Genomic DNA, 15,542 nt, shown 5'->3' on the forward strand with positions numbered 1-15,542 from the left:
CGGTGGCGGTGGCTCCCATGGCGGCCGGGCTGGGTCATCTTTAAAGGTGTGGTTGTCAACGCTGTAAACGTGGCTGCCCTTCGGTGGACTGCCAAGGGCTGGGTGTCGCGGGAAACTGGCGCCGATGCCAGCTAGGGCGGTGGAAATCTTGCCAGCGACCTGTTGGTCCAGTGCGACGAGCTGGGCAGCGCGCTGACGGATATCGCTGGCGAGTGTTTGCGCTTCGCCTTGGCGAACTGCTCGCTGTAGGTCGATCCGCCGCTCATGCGATCGGTAACCGAAAGGTCCTCGCATACCTCGTATCCCGCAGTCTGGGCAACTTGTACGGCATAGCGGAGGCGGGAGCGGGCCGCGTGCAAATCCGAGGACGCGTTGCGCGCGACACGGGCCGCCGCCTGTAGCTGGTCGGCTGCTGCGCTGGTGGTTCGCATGTCAGCGTGCGTCGCGACGCGCACCGCATCGGCGGCTTCACCTCGCCAATCGACCGAGACGGCTTCCCGCCACACCTGGTGGGACAGTGCATAGCTGCGCTCGGCAACGGTCTCCCATTGGGCTGCCGCATCGGTGAGATGGTCAGTGGGCCAGGCTAACAGCGCTGACAGGCCAGGAACCACTGCGACCGCGGCCATCGCTACACGCTGGTCACCGCTTGCACCACAGAGGCCAGACGATTAGCCGCTTGAGCCTCGTTGGCAAGGTAGCGGGTGTCTGCTTCAGCGACGTGCGTAGCGCAAGAACTTACCCGCGTGGCCAATGCCGTGGCGAAGACAGTGACTTCGGCGTGGGCGGCATTGACTGCGGTCGTGCTGGGCTGCCACGAAAAGCCGAGATTGGCCGGCGACGCCGTCGCGTTTAGTGCCTCAGCAGAGGCGGCCCAGCGGGTGGCCATCGCCTGCAAACTCGCTGTATGCATCCGTAATATCTCATGCACGAACAAAAGTTTAGGCAAGTGACGTCGGTGTGGGCCAGTCACCGTGACCGCTCATGCATTGCCGCCTCATCTCGCAGCGTGCGCGGGACCTTTCATGTCGTTAAGCCGCCAAGCTGGCTACAGAGCGACTGGTTGTGCCGTGTATCCGTTTCGGCATGGCGCAGTAGGGCGAGAGATGCCGAACCCCCGAATATGCACACTGATGACCATCTAGCACGTAGCTCGTAAACACCGAACGCAGAACAGCCCAATCAACTGGCCGATGTAAGGCGGACTACAGACGTCAGCTCGCTTCCGGCGCCTGCAGTCGGGCGATGATCTCGGCGCGGACCGCCGACCGCCGGGCCTTGCCCGCGTCGTCGCGCAACGGGGCGTCGACGAACTCGATGAAGTCGGGGGTGGGCGGCACCTTGTACCCGGCGATGCGTTCGCGCAGGAATTGCTGTACGCCCGCGGCGTCCAGGGTGGAACCCTCTGCCGCGTGCACCAGCGCGTACGGCACCTGACCCAGGTCGCCCGAGTTCGGGTCGGGCACACCGACGACGAGGCAGGACAGCACGTCCGGGTGCGCCGACAAGGCGTTCTCGATCTCGGCGGGGTAGACGTTGCGGCCACCGACGGTGAACATGTCCACCCGGCGGTCCGACAGGTAGAGAAAGCCGTCGGCGTCGAAATGGCCAAGATCGCCAAGCGAATCCCAGCCATCGCGGGACTTGGCCGTGGCGCCGACGTAGCGGTAGGTGGGCGCGCTGCCGGGGCCGGGCCGCATGTAGATCTCGCCGACCACGCCGGGCGAACAAGGGTTGCCGTCGTCGTCGAGCACCTGCATCTCCCCGGCGACCACGACGCCGACCGAGCCGCGGTGGGTGAGCCACTGGTCGCCGGAGATGAAGGTGAGCGCCTGTAATTCGGTGCCGCCGTAGAGTTCCCAGACGACCTCGGGGCCCAGCAGGTCGATCCAGGCCTGCTTGATCGCCGGCGGGCACGGCGCCCCCATGTGCCAGAACCGGCGCAGCGACGACAGGTCGTAGGACCCGGGGTCGGCGTGGTAGGCGGGCAGCGTCCGCTGCATGATGGTCGGCACCGTGGTCAGGAACGTGACGCGGTGGTCGGTGATCAGCCGCAGGAATTGGTGCGGGTCGAACCGGCTCATCACGACGAGGTGATGGCGCATCAGCAGCGCGATGGTCGCGGTGGTGAACCCGGTGTTGTGGGACAGCGGGATCGGGACCAGCGTGGTGTCGCCGGGCTGCGCACCCAGCGGATAGCCGATGGCCGCCGGTATCCGGGTGTCGCCCGCGGATTCGATGAGCTTGGGCCGGCCGGTGCTGCCGCCGGACCCCATCGCTTTCCACACCGGCGATACCGCTTCCGGCAGCGGCGCGTCGGAGCATTCCGGGCCGGGCGTGAAACCGGCTGGGACGCTGGGCATTTGGGGGTGATCACGGCCCACCAGCAGGGCCGGTGGTCGCAGGTCCAGCAGCCCCCGCAGCTCCGCGTCCGGCAACCGCGCCGACAGCGGCTGGGGCACCGCGCCCAGCTTCCAGCACGCCACCGCGGCCTGGATCCACTCCACGGAGTTGGGCAGCACCATGGTCACGTAGTCGCCGACGCCGACGCCGCGGTCGGCGTAGGCGCGGGCCAACCGGTTCGTCGAACGGTCGAGTTCGGCGCGGGTGAGCGTTAGGCCGTCGCAGGTGACGGCGGGCTCGTCGGGGGCGAGTTCGGCCAGCGCCGCGATCTGGGTGCCGATCGGCGGGACCGGCTCACTCATATGCGCCCTGCCGCTCGAAGATGCGGCGGGGGTTATCGACCAACATGGTTTTCAGTTGCTCGTCGGTGACGCCGCGTTCTTTGAGCGCTGGGATGACGTCGTTGTGGATGTGCAGGTAATGCCAGTTCGGCGCCATCTGCGGCACGAGCTCTTCGGGCAGCGCGTCGAAATAGCAGTTGGCGTCGTGCGAGAGCACCATCTTGTCGGCGTGCCCCCGCTCGCACATCTGTGCCACGATCTTCACCCGCTCCTCGAACGGCGAGATCACGTCTAAACCGAACCGGTCCATCCCGAGATACGAGCCCGCGGCGATGAGCTCCTCGAGGTACCCGATGTCGGTGCTGTCACCGGAATGGCCGATGACCACTCGGGTCAGGTCGACGCCCTCTTCTTCGAAGATGCGCTGCTGTTCGAGTCCGCGCCGCAGCCCGGCGTGGGTGTGCGTGGATATCGGCACCCCGGTGCGCTTGTGCGCCTGGGCGACGGCGCGCAGCACCCGCTCGACGCCGGGCGTGATACCCGGCTCGTCGGTGGCGCACTTGAGGATCCCGGCCTTGACGCCGGTGTCGGCGATGCCCTGCTCGATGTCGCGGACGAACATCTCCGTCATGATCTCCGGGCCGTCCAACATGCCGCCCGGGCCCTCGTAGTGGAACCGGAACGGCACGTCGTTGTAGGTGTAAAGCCCGGTCGCCACAACGATATTCAGCTCGGTGGCCGCCGCGACGCGCGCGATGCGCGGAATGTAGCGGCCCAGCCCGATCACGGTCAGGTCGACGATGGTGTCCACCCCGCGGGCCTTCAACTCGTTGAGCCGATCGACGGCGTCGGCCACCCGTTTGTCCTCGTCGCCCCAGGCTTCGGGATAGTTCAACGCAATCTCGGTGGTCATGATGAACACGTGCTCGTGCATGAGCGTCACGCCGAGGTCGGTCGTATCGATGGCGCCGCGGGCGGTATTGAGTTCTGACACGTGACTGATGCTATGACTCCGCTGCGTGGTTTGACACCGGCCTCATCGGATCCGTGAACTATCGGCGGCTCAGGGCTGAAGGTCGGTGGCCGCGCGGTACGAGCCGTCCATGTGGAACGGCGTCGATTCATGTAGGTGCGCGATGCGCCACGACCCGTCGACGCGGCGCAGCCCGAAGGTCGAGCGATACCAGACCGAGATCGGGTCGTGCCGGCCTACAGGTGTCACCGTCATATTTGTGAGGGTGTGGGCGAATGCGAGATCGCCATCTTGGCTCACCACGGGGTCGCGGAAAGTGATCTGCACGGGGCCGTCAAATCCCGCGAACCAGGCGCGGATACCTTCCACGGTGCCATACGGCGTATCGGGCCCCTGCTGCAGCGGCGGCGCAAGCGAATACGACACCACGTCGTCGGAACGAAGCGCAAACAGGCCGTCGGCGTCGTGGGCGGCATGCGCGGCCACGAACTTTTCAAGTACCGCGTGGACGTCGGTTCCTGCGTGGCTGATCTCCATAGTTGTCCCCTTCTCTGGGGCTCCGCGGCGCGAAGCCTTCAGTGGGGTGTCGAAACCGGCTGGCCAGTTTCGACACAGGAGCGCAGTGTTTATCCAAATCCATGGAGGCCGCAGTGAAGTACATGATCTTGATTCAGAGCAACCCGCAGTTCCTCGAGCGATGGCAGGCCTTACCCGAGGAGCAGCGAGCGCGGTTCGGCCACGACCACGTCGAACTCGGCGCCGAGCTCGCCGACACCGGCGAGCTCGTGGCTACCGAGGGCCTGGCGGACCCCGCCCTGGCCAAGCGGGTCACGGTCGCGGGCGGCCGGACGATGATCAGCGACGGGCCGTTCGCCGAGGCGAAAGAACATCTCGCCGGTTTCTTTCTAGTCGACTGCGAAAGCGAGGAGCGTGCCCTCGCGATCGCGGCCCGCGTCCCGGATGCCGTCTGGGGCTTGGTCGAGGTCCGGCCGGTGCTCGACCTGAGCGGCTGGGACATGTGAATTCCACCGGGCCGGCCGAGGATGCCGTCACCGTCCTGCTGCGCGAGGTCGCCCCGTGCGTCCTCGGGGTCCTCGTGCGCCGGTACGGCGACTTCGACGACTGCGAGGACGCCGTCCAGGAGGCGCTGCTCGCCGCCGCGGTGACCTGGCCGGCCGATGGGGTACCGGAAAACCCGACCGGCTGGCTGATTACGACGTCGTCGCGGCGGCTGATCGAGACTTGGCGGAAGGAGTCGGCGCGTCGGCACCGCGAAGACACGTATGCGCTTGAGCCCACGCCGCCCTCGGGCGCCGTTGCCGAGGCCGACGAATCGTTGGCGCTGCTGTTCTTGTGTTGTCACCCGGTGCTCGCCGTGCCGTCGCAGGTGGCGCTGACGTTGCGGGCGCTCGGCGGCCTGACCACCGCGGAGATCGCCCGCGCGCTGCTGCTGCCGGAGGCGACCGTCGGGCAGCGCATCAGTCGGGCCAAGGCGCGCATCCGCGATTCGGGCGCCCAATTCCGCACCCCGAACCAGCGCGAGCGCGACGAGCGGCTGCCCGCGGTGCTCCGCACGTTGTACCTCATCTTCAACGAGGGCTACACCGCGACATCTGGAGAGAACCTCAACCGCGTGGAGCTGACCTCCGAAGCGATTCGGCTGACCCGTCAGCTGCGCGCGAGCCTGCCGGACGAGGGCGAGGTCGCCGGGTTGCTCGCGCTCATGCTCCTCACGGATGCCCGACGCGCCGCGCGCACCGGACCAGATGGATCGCTGGTCCCGCTGGCCGAACAGGACCGCCGGCTGTGGGACCGGACCGTTATTGCCGAGGGCGTCGCGATCATCGAGGCGACGCTGCCGGTCGCCGCGCCGGGTCCCTACCAGCTGCAGGCGGCGATCGCCGCGGTACATGACGAGGCCGCCAGCGCCGACGCGACCGACTGGCCGCAGATCCTCGCGTTGTATGACGTGCTCTTAGCCCTGGCGCCAGGGCCGATGGTCGCGCTCAATCGAACTGTCGCCGTCGCGATGGTGCAGGGTCCCGCGGCCGCCCTGCTCGAACTCGATGCCGCGGCGGCGGATCCCGCTCTGCACGGACATCACCGCGTCGACGCGGTGCGGGCCCATCTGCTCGACGAACTCGGTGACCGGGAAGCGGCCCGAGAGCACTACCTTCGCGCGGCCCAGCGCACCCGCAGCCTGCCCGAGCGGCGATATCTGCTCTCCCGCGTGACGCAATGAGCCACTTTTTCCGGTCCGCCCCGACGGCCCCCGCGGTGCAGTACCGTCACCCTCGTCGTAACCGGAACCCGCGGGAGCCCCGTCATGCTGCTCAATCCCAACCATCTGCAACGTCGATATCCGGACCGTCGCTCGGGGGAGATCATGGCCGCGACGGTGGACTTCTTCGAGTCGCGGGGGAAGGCGCGGCTGAAGTCCGACGACCACGAACGGGTGTGGTACTCCGAGTTTTTGGACCATATCGGGCGGGAGCGCATTTTCGCCTCGCTGCTGACCCCATCCGAGTACGGCGCCTCGGACCCAGCAGCTGCCTGCCGCTGGGACACCTACCGGATCAGCGAGTTCGCCGAGATCGTGGGCTTCTACGGGCTGAGCTACTGGTACCCCTTCCAGGTCACCGCGCTGGGTCTGGGCCCGATCTGGATGAGCGACAACACCGACGCCAAGCGCAAGGCCGCCGCGCAGCTCGAGGCCGGCGAGGTGTTCGCCTTCGGCTTGTCGGAGCAGACCCACGGCGCCGACGTCTACCAGACCGACATGATCCTGACGCCGGCCGAACACGGCTGGACCGCGAGCGGCGAGAAGTACTACATCGGTAACGCCAACGTGGCGCGGATGGTCTCGACCTTCGGCAAGATCGCAGGCTCTGACGAGTACGTGTTCTTCACTGCCGACTCCCAGCACGATCGGTATGACCTGATCAAGAACGTGGTGAACTCGCAGAACTTCGTCGCCAACTACGCGCTGCGCGACTACCCGGTCACCGAGGCCGACATCCTGCACCGTGGCCAAGGGGCGTTCCACGCGGCCCTCAACACCGTCAACGTGTGCAAGTACAACCTGGGCTGGGGCGCGGTCGGCATGTGCACCCACGCCATGTACGAGGCGGTCACCCACGCCTCCAACCGCGTTCTGTACGGCACCGTCGTCACCGACTTCAGCCACGTGCGGCGGCTGCTCACCGACGCCTACCTGCGGCTGGTGGCAATGCGGCTGGTGTGCACCCGGGCTTGCGACTACATGCGCAGCGCGTCGGCCGACGACCGGCGCTACCTGCTGTACAGCCCGCTCACCAAGGCGAAAGTCACCAGTGAGGGCGAGCGGGTCGTCATCGCCCTGTGGGACGTCATCGCCGCCAAGGGGGTGGAGAAGGACACCTTCTTCGAGGCGGTCACGCGCGAAATCGGTTTGCTGCCAAGGCTTGAGGGCACCGTGCACATCAACATCGGGCTGCTCGCCAAGTTCATGCCCAACTTCCTGTTCGCCCCCAACGGCGAGCTGCCGATCATCGGCCGCCGTGACGACGCGGCCGACGACACGTTCCTGTTCGCGCAGGGGCCGACCGGGGGTCTGGGCAAGGTGCGCTTCCACGACTGGCGCGCGCCGTTCGACGCCTTCGCTCACCTGCCCAATGTCGCGTTGCTGCGCAAGCAGATCGACGTGCTCGCCGACATGCTGGCCAGCGCGACCCCCGATGCCGCGCAGCAGAGAGACGTCGACTTCGCGTTCGCCGTGGGCCAGTTGTTCGCGACGGTGCCCTACGCGCAGCTCATCCTCGAGGAGGCCGCGCTGTCGGATGTGGACGAGACGCTGATCGACGGGATCTTCGCCGTGCTGGTCCGCGACTTCAACGGCTACGCCGTGGAGTTGAGCGACAAGCCCGCGACGACCGACGACCAGGCCCGCTTCGCGACGCGAATGATCCGCCGCCCCGTCCACGACCCCGCCCGCTACGCCCAGATCTGGAAGGAGCACATCCTTCCGCTCAACGGCGCGTACCAAATGCGTCCCTGACTGGGCTGGCGCCGGGCGAATGCCGGACTAGATTTGTGGCATGCCATCGCGCGCGACGTATACCGGCTACAGCATCGGTTGCGCGTTCACGTGGGCCGTCATTCTGAGTGTTGTTGCGGTGCTGTACCCCGACCGCCTGCGCACCTTCCTCTTGGTCGGTGGCGGCTGGCTGATCGGATGGATCTCGGCGACGATCGCCAGGTCGGTTTATCCGCCGCCGAAACGCCAACGGCCGTCTACCTAGCTTCGGCGCCGGGCTTCCCGGGGTCATGACGCGTGCTGTTCGCTTTCCGTCGCGCCGGTGTGACGCCCCGGCCGTTCGCCGAGCGTCACGCCAGCGCGGCATCCACTGCCGACCGTCGCGCCAGCGTGACGCTCGGCGGGAAAGCGGTCACGCGGACCCCTTGACTGTGACGCAGCTCACCGTAATATGACCAGTGGTCATCGACGCTAGGAGGCCGCATTGCCAACGGTGACTTGGGCGCGGGTGGACCCCGCCCGTCGCGCCGCCATTATCGACGCCGCGGAACAGGAGTTCGGGGCGCACGGCTTCTCCCGGGGCAGCCTCAACGTCATCGCGCGGCGGGCCGGCGTCGCCAAGGGCAGCCTCTTCCAGTACTTCGCGGACAAGCGCGACCTGTTCGCCTTCATCGCCGACATCGCCAGCCAGCGGGTGCGGGCCTACATGGAAGACCGCATCCGCGAGCTGGACCCGAGTCGGCCGTTCTTCGACTTCCTGACCGATTGGCTCGACGCGTGGGTGGCCTATTTCGCCGACCACCCGCACGAACGCGCGCTGCACGCCGCCGCGACTCTTGAGGTCGACACCGAAGCCCGCGTCAGCGTGCAGAACGTCATCCACCGGCACTACCTGGAAGTGATGCGGCCGCTCGTCCGCGACGCGAAGGTGCGCGGCGACTTGCGTTCCGATTCGGACACCGACGCGCTGCTGTCGTTGCTGCTCTTGATTTTTCCGCACCTGGCGCTGGCGCCCTACATGCGGGGATTGGATCCGATCCTCGGGCTCGACGAACCCACCCCGGAGCAGCCGGCACTGGCCGTGCGCCGGCTCGTCGGCGTACTGGCTGCCGCCTTCGCGGCGTCCCCGCGCCCGCCCGTCCACTCAGCCCCACAACAATCCGAGGAGGTCTCATGACACGCACGCATACGAACTCGATGGTTCGAGGGGGACTCAACTGGGACAGCCTGCCGCTGCGGCTGTTCGCCGGCGGCAACGCGAAGTTCTGGGATCCGGCCGACATCGATTTCTCCCGCGACCGCGCCGACTGGGAACGGCTCTCGGACGACGAACGCCACTACGCCATCCGGCTGTGCGCGGAGTTCATCGCCGGCGAGGAAGCGGTCACCGAGGACATTCAGCCGTTCATGTCCGCGATGCGGGTCGAGGGCCGGCTGGGCGACGAGATGTACCTGACGCAGTTCGCATTCGAGGAAGCCAAGCACGTCCAGGTGTTCCGCATGTGGCTCGACGCCGTCGGCGTCACCGATGACCTGCACGAGTACCTCGACGACATCCCCACCTACCGGACGATCTTCTACGAGGAATTGCCGGACTGCCTCAACGCCTTGTCGGTTGACCCGTCTCCGGCCGCCCAGGTGCGGGCGTCGGTCACCTACAACCACATGGTCGAAGGCATGCTGGCGCTGACCGGCTACTTCGGCTGGCACAAGATCTGCGTGGAACGCGGCATCCTGCCCGGCATGCAGGAGCTGGTCCGGCGCATCGGTGACGACGAGCGGCGCCACATGGCGTGGGGCACCTTCACCTGCCGCCGCCACGTGGCCGCCGACGACGCCAACTGGGGCGTCTTCGAGACGCGCATGAACGAGCTCATGCCGCTGGGACTGCGCCTCATCGAGGAGGGCTTCTCCCTTTACGACCCGATGCCCTTCGGCCTCTCGGTGGACGAGTTCATGCAGTACGCGTCCGACAAGGGCATGCGGCGCTTCGGCACGATCTCCAGCGCCCGCGGCCGGCCGCTCGAGGAGATCGACCTCGACTACTCGCCGCTACACCTGGAGGACACCTTCGCCGACGAGGACGAGAAGGCCCTCGCCGCCGTGTCGGCCTGAGGCGGTTATTCGACCTTGCTGCCGCCGGCGGCGTCGCCGGCGTCGACGTCACCGACGGTGGCGACCCGCTGCGCCCGGCTACGCCGCGCTTGCGATCGCCGACGTCACCGACCGTGGCGACCCGCTGCGCCCGGCTACGCCGCGCTTGCGATCGCCACTACCCGACCCACACGGTCTTGGCGTTGACGAAGGCGCGGATGCCCAGGCCGGCGAGTTCGCGGCCGTAACCGGAACGCTTGACGCCGCCGAACCCCAGCTCCGGGTAGGACACCGTCATGCCGTTGATGAAGACCTGGCCGGCTTCGATGTCGTCGATGAAACGTTGTTGCTCGGCCTCGTCATTGGTCCAGGCGTTGGACCCCAGCCCGAAGGTGGTGGCGTTGGCGATCTCGATCGCCTCGTCGATGTCCGCTGCCCGGTACATCGACGCCACCGGACCGAACACCTCTTCGGTGTAGAGCGCCATGTCCTTGGTGATGTCGGTGACCACCGTCGGCGGGTAGAACCACCCCGGCCCGTCGAGCGGCTTGCCGCCGAGCCGGATCGTGGCGCCCTCCGCGGCCGCGTCCTCGACCTGCTTGGCGATGTCGTCGCGGCCGGACTCGGTGGCCAGCGGGCCCACGTCGGTGTCCGGGTCGGTCGGGTCCCCGACCTTGAGCGCCTGCATCCGCTCGGTGAACTTGTCGACGAACGCGTCGTAGATGTCGGTGTGAATGATGAACCGCTTCGCGGCGATGCAGGACTGGCCGTTGTTCTGGACGCGCGCGGTGACCGCGGTCTTGGCGGCCTCGTCCAGGTTCGCCGACGGCATCACGATGAAGGGGTCGCTGCCGCCGAGCTCGAGCACGGTGGGTTTGATCTCGTCGCCGGCGATGGCTGCCACCGACTGCCCGGCCGGCTCGCTGCCGGTCAGGGTGGCGGCCGCTACCCGCGGGTCGCGCAGGATGCGTTCGACGGCACTGGAAGAGACGAGCAGCGTCTGGAAGCAGCCGTCGGGGAAGCCGCCGCGGGCGATGACGTCGGCGAGGTAGAGCGCGGACTGCGGCACGTTGGAGGCGTGCTTGAGGAGCCCGACGTTCCCGGCCATCAGCGCCGGCGCGGCGAACCGGACGGCCTGCCACAACGGGAAGTTCCACGGCATGATGGCCAGCACCACCCCGAGCGGTTGATAGCGGGTGTAGGCCCGCTTGGCGCCGACGGCTTGGGCGTCGGCCGGCTCGTCGGCCAGCAGCTTCTCGGCGTTCTCCGCGTAGTAGCGAAAGCCCTTGGCGCACTTGAGCGTTTCCGCCTTAGCCGAGGCCAGCGTCTTGCCCATCTCCTGGGTCATCATCGCGGCTACGTCGTCGGCCTCCTTCTCCAAAAGGTCGGCGGTGGCGTTTGCCCACCCCGCGCGCTGGGCAAAGGTGGTGTTATGGCGGTAGTCCTGGAATCGGGCGTAGGCGCGGGCGATGGCCGCGTCGACTTCTTCGTCGGTTGCCGGGGTGAAGGTCTTCACCGTCTCGCCGGTGGCCGGGTTGATCGTGGCGATGGGCACGCTGCAATCCTTCGCTTCGAGGTTGGTAAGAGGTCCAACACCCAGCCTGCCACTATCGTTCCCTCGAGGGAGGTGCCGGATGAGTAAAGCCGCCGAGCTGATGGTCAAGTGCCTGGAAAACGAGGGCGTTTCCGTGGTCTTCGGCCTGCCGGGGGAGGAGAACATCCGCTTCGTGCAGGCGCTGGCTTCGTCGAGCATCCGCTACGTGCTCACCCGGCACGAGCAGGGCGCGGCCTTCATGGCCGAGATGTACGGCCGGGTGACCGGCCGCGCCGCGGTGGTGTCGAGCACCCTGGGCCCCGGCGCGATCAACATGCAACTCGGCGTGGCCGACGCCACCACCAACAGCACCCCGCTGGTCGCCATCTCCGCTCAGGTCGGTCACGACCGGGAGTTCAAGGAGTCGCACCAGTACGTCGACCTGGTTCGGATGTTCGCGCCCATCACCCGTTGGGCCGCCGACATCCCGACCGCGCGCGCCATCCCCGAGATGTTCCGCAAGGCGTTCAAGGTCGCCGAGACCGAGCGCCCGGCCGCCGTCTACCTCGCCGTGCCCGAGCACATCGACGTCGACGGGACCGACTATGACCTGACGCCGTTGCCGCGCAACGTCGTTCGCGCCGATGCGCCCGCACCCGGTCAGGTGGAGCGCGCGGTCGACATCCTGCGCCAGGCCAAGCGGCCGGTGGTGCTGGCCGGGCACGGCGCCGCCCGCGGCAACGCCACCGCGGCCCTGGTGCGGTTCTCCGAGGAATTCGGCATCCCCGTCGCCAACACGTTCCATGGCAAGGGTGTGATGCCCGACGACCATCCCAACAGCATCGGGACGCTGGGGTTCATGCGGCATGACTACGTGAACTTCGGCTTCGACAACGCCGACGTGGTGATCACCGTCGGGTACGAGCTGCAGGAGTTCGACCCCGTCCGGATCAACCCGCAGGCCGACAAGAAGATCATCCACATCCACCGGTTCCCGGCCGAGGTCGACGCGCACTATTCGGTGGACGTCGGGATCATCGGCGACATCAGCGCTTCGTTGGATGCGCTGACCGAGGGACTGGACGGCCACGCCTACGAGGCCGACCCGGAGGTTCCCGGCCACGGCCTGCTGGCCGAGGAATTCGCTCGGGGGCAAGAGGATTCGCGTTATCCGCTGGCCCCGGCGCGGGTGGTGGCCGACACCCGCGCGGCGCTGGGCCGCAGTGACGTGGTCCTGGTCGATACCGGCGCCACCAAGATGTGGATGGCCCGGCTTTACCCGACGTACGAGTGCAACACCTGCCTGGTGTCAAACGGGCTGTCCACCATGGGTTTTGCGCTGCCCGGCGCGCTGGGCGTCAAGCTGGCGCGTCCCGAGTCCAAGGTGCTGGCGGTCGTCGGCGACGGCGCGTTCCTGATGAACTCGCAGGAAATCGAGACCGCCGTCCGTGAGCGGATACCGCTGGTCGTGCTGATCTGGGACGACGGTGGGTACGGCCTGATCGAGTGGAAAATGGACCTCGAGCTCGGTGCGCACTACTACGTGAAGTTCGGTAATCCCGACGTGGTGACCTACGCGGAAAGCTTTGGCGCCAAGGGGTATCGGATCAACAGCGCGGACGAACTGTTGCCGACGCTGCGGGCCGCACTCGACGACGACGGGGTATCGGTGATCTCTTGCCCGGTCGACTACTCGGAGAATCTGCGGCTGACCGACCGGCTCGGCGAACTGGACGAGACGCTGTAATTCACGGACACATCCAGGCCAAGGGCGGGCAGACGCCGGTGTTCGGCGGCAGCCGCAGGCCGGGCGGCTGCCCCTGGACCATCAGCGCGGGCAGGCCCGAATCCGGCGCGAAGTAATAGGTATGGCAGACGTTTCTGTCCCAGTCCGGCATCCGCCGCAGTTCGCCCAGGTTCGGGCACCACATCTGGCTGCAGATGTGCGAGGTGTAGCAGCCCGGGGGCCCCTCGGGCGGGGCGCACTCCGGCGGCTGGTTGCCGCCGTTGTTGGTGGAGCAGGCTGCGTGGGCGGTGCCCGCCCCAAGCATCAGATCCGCCGTCCACACGAAGCCGGAGAGGGCCAGCACCGTGGCCAACCCTACGAGTGCTGTTCTCATGCTCGGCTCCTTCGTTGCCGGTTCGGCGGCCTGGTCCCAATCGCGACAGGCGATTACGCGTCAGGGCGCCTGCCTGAGTTGCAGCTGATTCGTCTGTTGATACCCCGGCGGGTGGCCGCAGGCCGGCACGTTGTACATCAAGGTGCTGGTGCCTTCCAGGGTGTTCGGATCCCACGTGTCGTGGTACGGCTCATTGGGACCGGGGCTACCGTCGGCACAGCGTATGGCCCAGGTGCCTTCCATCGTCCATTGCCCGTTGATCAGCCGCGCCAGGGCCACGGCCTGTCCGCCGGGTGTGGTTGCTACCGAAGCGCATCCGTCGCCGCAGGGTGTGAAGTAATAGTCGCCGGACATCGCCGACCCCCGGGGGGTTGTGGAGGTCCAGGTGTAGTGGCCGCTCAGCGTCGTGTCGGCCCACGCTGCACTAGCCGTACCGACAGCTAGCCCGGCGAACATGGCGGCTGTGGCGATCGCCCGTGTGATGGCCATGATCTCATCCTCCTGCTGAGCTAATACGCACGTAGCTCACAGTCACCGCTATACACCGAAGACATTCCGTTTGCTGAGCATTTGGCAAACTTCCACGCCACCGCTTGCGGCCGGGTCATGGCGACACGGCCGCGGTCAGCCGTGCTGTGACGTCGCCGCCGGCAGCGCCATCGGCCTGACGTAGCCGCCGATCAATGTCCGATGCCACCAGGCCCGCTCGCGGCGCAGCTCCGCGGGCGTCGTGAAGCGGTACTCGTAGAGCTGCGCACGCACGTAACGCGGCGGCGAATCCGGAAATGGATTGTGCCGCAACAACCGCAGCGTGGGCCGATCGTTGCGCAGCAGTCGCTGCAGAAACGGTGTCAGCCATGGTTGCGCGTAGCCGGGCGAGATGGCGGCGAACCACATCAGCCAGTCCAGACGCAGGTGGTAGGGCGCCCACTGCCGCGGAAGCCGGGCCACGGCGCCGGGCTTGCCCTTGAATTCGTATTCTTTCCAGACCGTCTGGTCGCTGAGGCGGGCTTCCTCGGTGCCTTCGACCACCACCTCGCGGCGGACGCGGCCAATGCTGCCGAATGCGCCGTAGGTGTTGACCAAATGAAAAGAATTGAAGGACATGTTCATTCGCTGCCTCGACGACAGCATGTTGCGCACCGGCCAGTAGCTCATGAACAACACCGCCGCCGCGAACGCGACCACCAGCGCGGCGAACCATACCGGCGTCGGCGAGAACGCCGGACGATCATGCAAACCAATCGAACCGACCCACGAGTCGTCGATGGCGCTGCACGCCAAGAGAATCGTCACCCAGTTCAGCCAGGCGAAGTTACCCGACGCCACCAGCCACAGCTGGGTGACGACGATGATCGCGGCGGCGATGCCGGCCACCGGTTGTGGCGCGAACAATCCGAACGGCACCACCAGCTGGGAGAAATGGTTGCCCGCCACCTCGATTCGATGCAGCGGTTTGGGCAGGTGGTGGAAGAACCAGCTCAACGGCCCGGGCATGGGCTGCGTTTCGTGGTGGTAGTACAGACACGTCAGGTCGCGCCAGCACGGATCACCCCGCAGCTTGATCAGCCCGGCGCCGAATTCCACTCGGAACAACAGCAACCGGGCCATCCATAAGGTCAGCACCGGCGGTGCCACCTGGTCGTTGCCGAGGAAGATCAGCAGAAAGCCGGTTTCCAGCAACAGCGATTCCCACCCGAACGCATACCAGGTCTGCCCGACGTTGACGATCGACAGGTAGAGCACCCACAGCGCCAGCCACATGAGCATGGCCGCCCAGACCGGCACCGCATCGGCCACGCCGGCGACGATCGCCGCCGACAGCGCCGCGCCGAACCAGGAGACCACCGAGAACAGGCGATCGGAATAGCGCAGATGAAACAGGCTGGGCGTCCGCCAGAACGACTGCCCGGCCAAATATCGCGGAATGGGCTGCAGTCCGTGCTCCCCGATGAGCGCCCGGAACTGCGCCGCCGCCGCGACGAACGCGAGCAGGTAGACCACCGCGGCGCCCCGCTCGATCACCATTCTGCCGAGCCAATATTCGGGGGCGGAAAACCAGCCCATGGCCGTAACTCCTTGGACGGTGGCGGTCACACAGACCCACATATCCAGTCAAGCA

General features: G+C 67.0%; 16 protein-coding genes. 7 read left to right on the forward strand and 9 right to left on the reverse strand.

Annotated elements, in window-relative coordinates; genetic code table 11:
* Positions 1 to 131: 131 nt before the first annotated feature.
* The 5 genes from A5750_RS16910 to A5750_RS16925 all read right to left on the reverse strand — a co-directional run bounded on the left by A5750_RS16910 (position 132) and on the right by A5750_RS16925 (position 4,194).
* Positions 132 to 629 carry a hypothetical protein gene (locus tag A5750_RS16910; protein ID WP_066947198.1) on the reverse strand — a complete coding sequence of 166 codons (498 nt, stop codon included), beginning with the start codon at positions 627 to 629 and terminating at the stop codon, positions 132 to 134.
* Between the two features lie 2 nt (positions 630 to 631).
* Positions 632 to 931: a hypothetical protein gene (locus tag A5750_RS25445; RefSeq protein ID WP_231989235.1), complete on the reverse strand. Its 300-nt coding sequence runs from the start codon at positions 929 to 931 to the stop codon at positions 632 to 634.
* Positions 932 to 1,214: 283 nt separating this feature from the next.
* Positions 1,215 to 2,705: an AMP-binding protein gene (locus tag A5750_RS16915; RefSeq protein ID WP_066947201.1), complete on the reverse strand. Its 1,491-nt coding sequence runs from the start codon at positions 2,703 to 2,705 to the stop codon at positions 1,215 to 1,217.
* Complete coding sequence (locus A5750_RS16920; RefSeq protein ID WP_067264359.1) at positions 2,698 to 3,678, reverse strand: phosphotriesterase; 981 nt, start codon at positions 3,676 to 3,678, stop codon at positions 2,698 to 2,700. The genes A5750_RS16915 and A5750_RS16920 overlap by 8 nt, the downstream gene beginning before the upstream one ends.
* Positions 3,679 to 3,747: 69 nt before the next feature.
* On the reverse strand, positions 3,748 to 4,194 hold the full coding sequence (locus A5750_RS16925) for a nuclear transport factor 2 family protein (RefSeq protein WP_066947205.1): 447 nt from the start codon (positions 4,192 to 4,194) through the stop codon (positions 3,748 to 3,750).
* Positions 4,195 to 4,316: 122 nt separating this feature from the next.
* On the opposite strand from A5750_RS16925, the gene A5750_RS16930 reads away from it, so the two are divergent.
* The 6 genes from A5750_RS16930 to A5750_RS16955 all read left to right on the forward strand — a co-directional run bounded on the left by A5750_RS16930 (position 4,317) and on the right by A5750_RS16955 (position 9,787).
* The gene (locus A5750_RS16930; RefSeq protein ID WP_197505453.1) at positions 4,317 to 4,679 is read left to right on the forward strand and encodes a YciI family protein; all 363 of its coding nucleotides are present in this window, start codon (positions 4,317 to 4,319) and stop codon (positions 4,677 to 4,679) included.
* Positions 4,676 to 5,899, forward strand: coding sequence for an RNA polymerase sigma factor (locus tag A5750_RS16935; protein WP_197505448.1), 1,224 nt, complete (start codon positions 4,676 to 4,678; stop codon positions 5,897 to 5,899). Before A5750_RS16930 ends, A5750_RS16935 begins: the two co-directional genes overlap by 4 nt.
* An 84-nt stretch (positions 5,900 to 5,983) precedes the next feature.
* Positions 5,984 to 7,693: an acyl-CoA dehydrogenase family protein gene (locus tag A5750_RS16940; RefSeq protein ID WP_067264362.1), complete on the forward strand. Its 1,710-nt coding sequence runs from the start codon at positions 5,984 to 5,986 to the stop codon at positions 7,691 to 7,693.
* Between the two features lie 40 nt (positions 7,694 to 7,733).
* A complete protein-coding gene (locus A5750_RS16945) occupies positions 7,734 to 7,937 on the forward strand; it encodes a hypothetical protein (protein ID WP_066947214.1) in 204 nt (67 codons plus the stop codon).
* Between the two features lie 219 nt (positions 7,938 to 8,156).
* Positions 8,157 to 8,849 (forward strand): TetR/AcrR family transcriptional regulator, encoded by a 693-nt coding sequence (locus A5750_RS16950; RefSeq protein WP_066947217.1) that lies wholly within the window; start codon positions 8,157 to 8,159, stop codon positions 8,847 to 8,849.
* Complete coding sequence (locus tag A5750_RS16955; RefSeq protein WP_066947220.1) at positions 8,846 to 9,787, forward strand: R2-like ligand-binding oxidase; 942 nt, start codon at positions 8,846 to 8,848, stop codon at positions 9,785 to 9,787. The genes A5750_RS16950 and A5750_RS16955 overlap by 4 nt, the downstream gene beginning before the upstream one ends.
* A gap of 157 nt (positions 9,788 to 9,944) precedes the next feature.
* Here the strand turns inward: A5750_RS16955 and A5750_RS16960 are convergent, their stop codons facing one another.
* Positions 9,945 to 11,321 carry an NADP-dependent succinic semialdehyde dehydrogenase gene (locus A5750_RS16960; protein WP_067264367.1) on the reverse strand — a complete coding sequence of 459 codons (1,377 nt, stop codon included), beginning with the start codon at positions 11,319 to 11,321 and terminating at the stop codon, positions 9,945 to 9,947.
* Positions 11,322 to 11,400: 79 nt separating this feature from the next.
* Here A5750_RS16960 and A5750_RS16965 point away from each other — a divergent pair, with 79 nt between their 5' ends.
* Positions 11,401 to 13,047, forward strand: a complete 1,647-nt coding sequence (locus A5750_RS16965) for an acetolactate synthase large subunit (RefSeq protein ID WP_067264371.1) — start codon at positions 11,401 to 11,403, stop codon at positions 13,045 to 13,047.
* Between the two features lies 1 nt (position 13,048).
* Here the strand turns inward: A5750_RS16965 and A5750_RS16970 are convergent, their stop codons facing one another.
* The 3 genes from A5750_RS16970 to A5750_RS16980 form a co-directional block, all read right to left on the reverse strand.
* Entirely contained in the window at positions 13,049 to 13,420 is a 372-nt protein-coding gene (locus tag A5750_RS16970) for a hypothetical protein (protein WP_156664347.1), read from the reverse strand.
* Between the two features lie 60 nt (positions 13,421 to 13,480).
* Positions 13,481 to 13,909: a hypothetical protein gene (locus tag A5750_RS16975; RefSeq protein ID WP_156664348.1), complete on the reverse strand. Its 429-nt coding sequence runs from the start codon at positions 13,907 to 13,909 to the stop codon at positions 13,481 to 13,483.
* A 135-nt stretch (positions 13,910 to 14,044) separates the two neighbouring features.
* The gene (locus A5750_RS16980) at positions 14,045 to 15,487 is read right to left on the reverse strand and encodes a lipase maturation factor family protein (protein WP_067264444.1); all 1,443 of its coding nucleotides are present in this window, start codon (positions 15,485 to 15,487) and stop codon (positions 14,045 to 14,047) included.
* Positions 15,488 to 15,542 lie beyond the last annotated feature (55 nt).

Source organism: Mycobacterium sp. 852002-51613_SCH5001154, assembly GCF_001667425.1.
In the GTDB taxonomy this organism is placed as follows: domain Bacteria; phylum Actinomycetota; class Actinomycetes; order Mycobacteriales; family Mycobacteriaceae; genus Mycobacterium.

Excerpts from the sequence above, each read along its gene's own strand:
- A5750_RS16930 (WP_197505453.1), top strand. The coding sequence starts at position 4,317 with ATGATCTTGATTCAGAGCAACCCGCAGTTCCTCGAGCGATGGCAGGCC.
- A5750_RS16910 (WP_066947198.1), bottom strand. The coding sequence starts at position 629 with ATGGCCGCGGTCGCAGTGGTTCCTGGCCTGTCAGCGCTGTTAGCCTGG.
- A5750_RS16970 (WP_156664347.1), bottom strand. The coding sequence starts at position 13,420 with ATGAGAACAGCACTCGTAGGGTTGGCCACGGTGCTGGCCCTCTCCGGC.
- A5750_RS16975 (WP_156664348.1), bottom strand. The coding sequence starts at position 13,909 with ATGGCCATCACACGGGCGATCGCCACAGCCGCCATGTTCGCCGGGCTA.
- A5750_RS16955 (WP_066947220.1), top strand. The coding sequence starts at position 8,846 with ATGACACGCACGCATACGAACTCGATGGTTCGAGGGGGACTCAACTGG.
- A5750_RS16965 (WP_067264371.1), top strand. The coding sequence starts at position 11,401 with ATGAGTAAAGCCGCCGAGCTGATGGTCAAGTGCCTGGAAAACGAGGGC.
- A5750_RS16945 (WP_066947214.1), top strand. The coding sequence starts at position 7,734 with ATGCCATCGCGCGCGACGTATACCGGCTACAGCATCGGTTGCGCGTTC.
- A5750_RS16925 (WP_066947205.1), bottom strand. The coding sequence starts at position 4,194 with ATGGAGATCAGCCACGCAGGAACCGACGTCCACGCGGTACTTGAAAAG.
- A5750_RS16915 (WP_066947201.1), bottom strand. The coding sequence starts at position 2,705 with ATGAGTGAGCCGGTCCCGCCGATCGGCACCCAGATCGCGGCGCTGGCC.
- A5750_RS16980 (WP_067264444.1), bottom strand. The coding sequence starts at position 15,487 with ATGGGCTGGTTTTCCGCCCCCGAATATTGGCTCGGCAGAATGGTGATC.
- A5750_RS16940 (WP_067264362.1), top strand. The coding sequence starts at position 5,984 with ATGCTGCTCAATCCCAACCATCTGCAACGTCGATATCCGGACCGTCGC.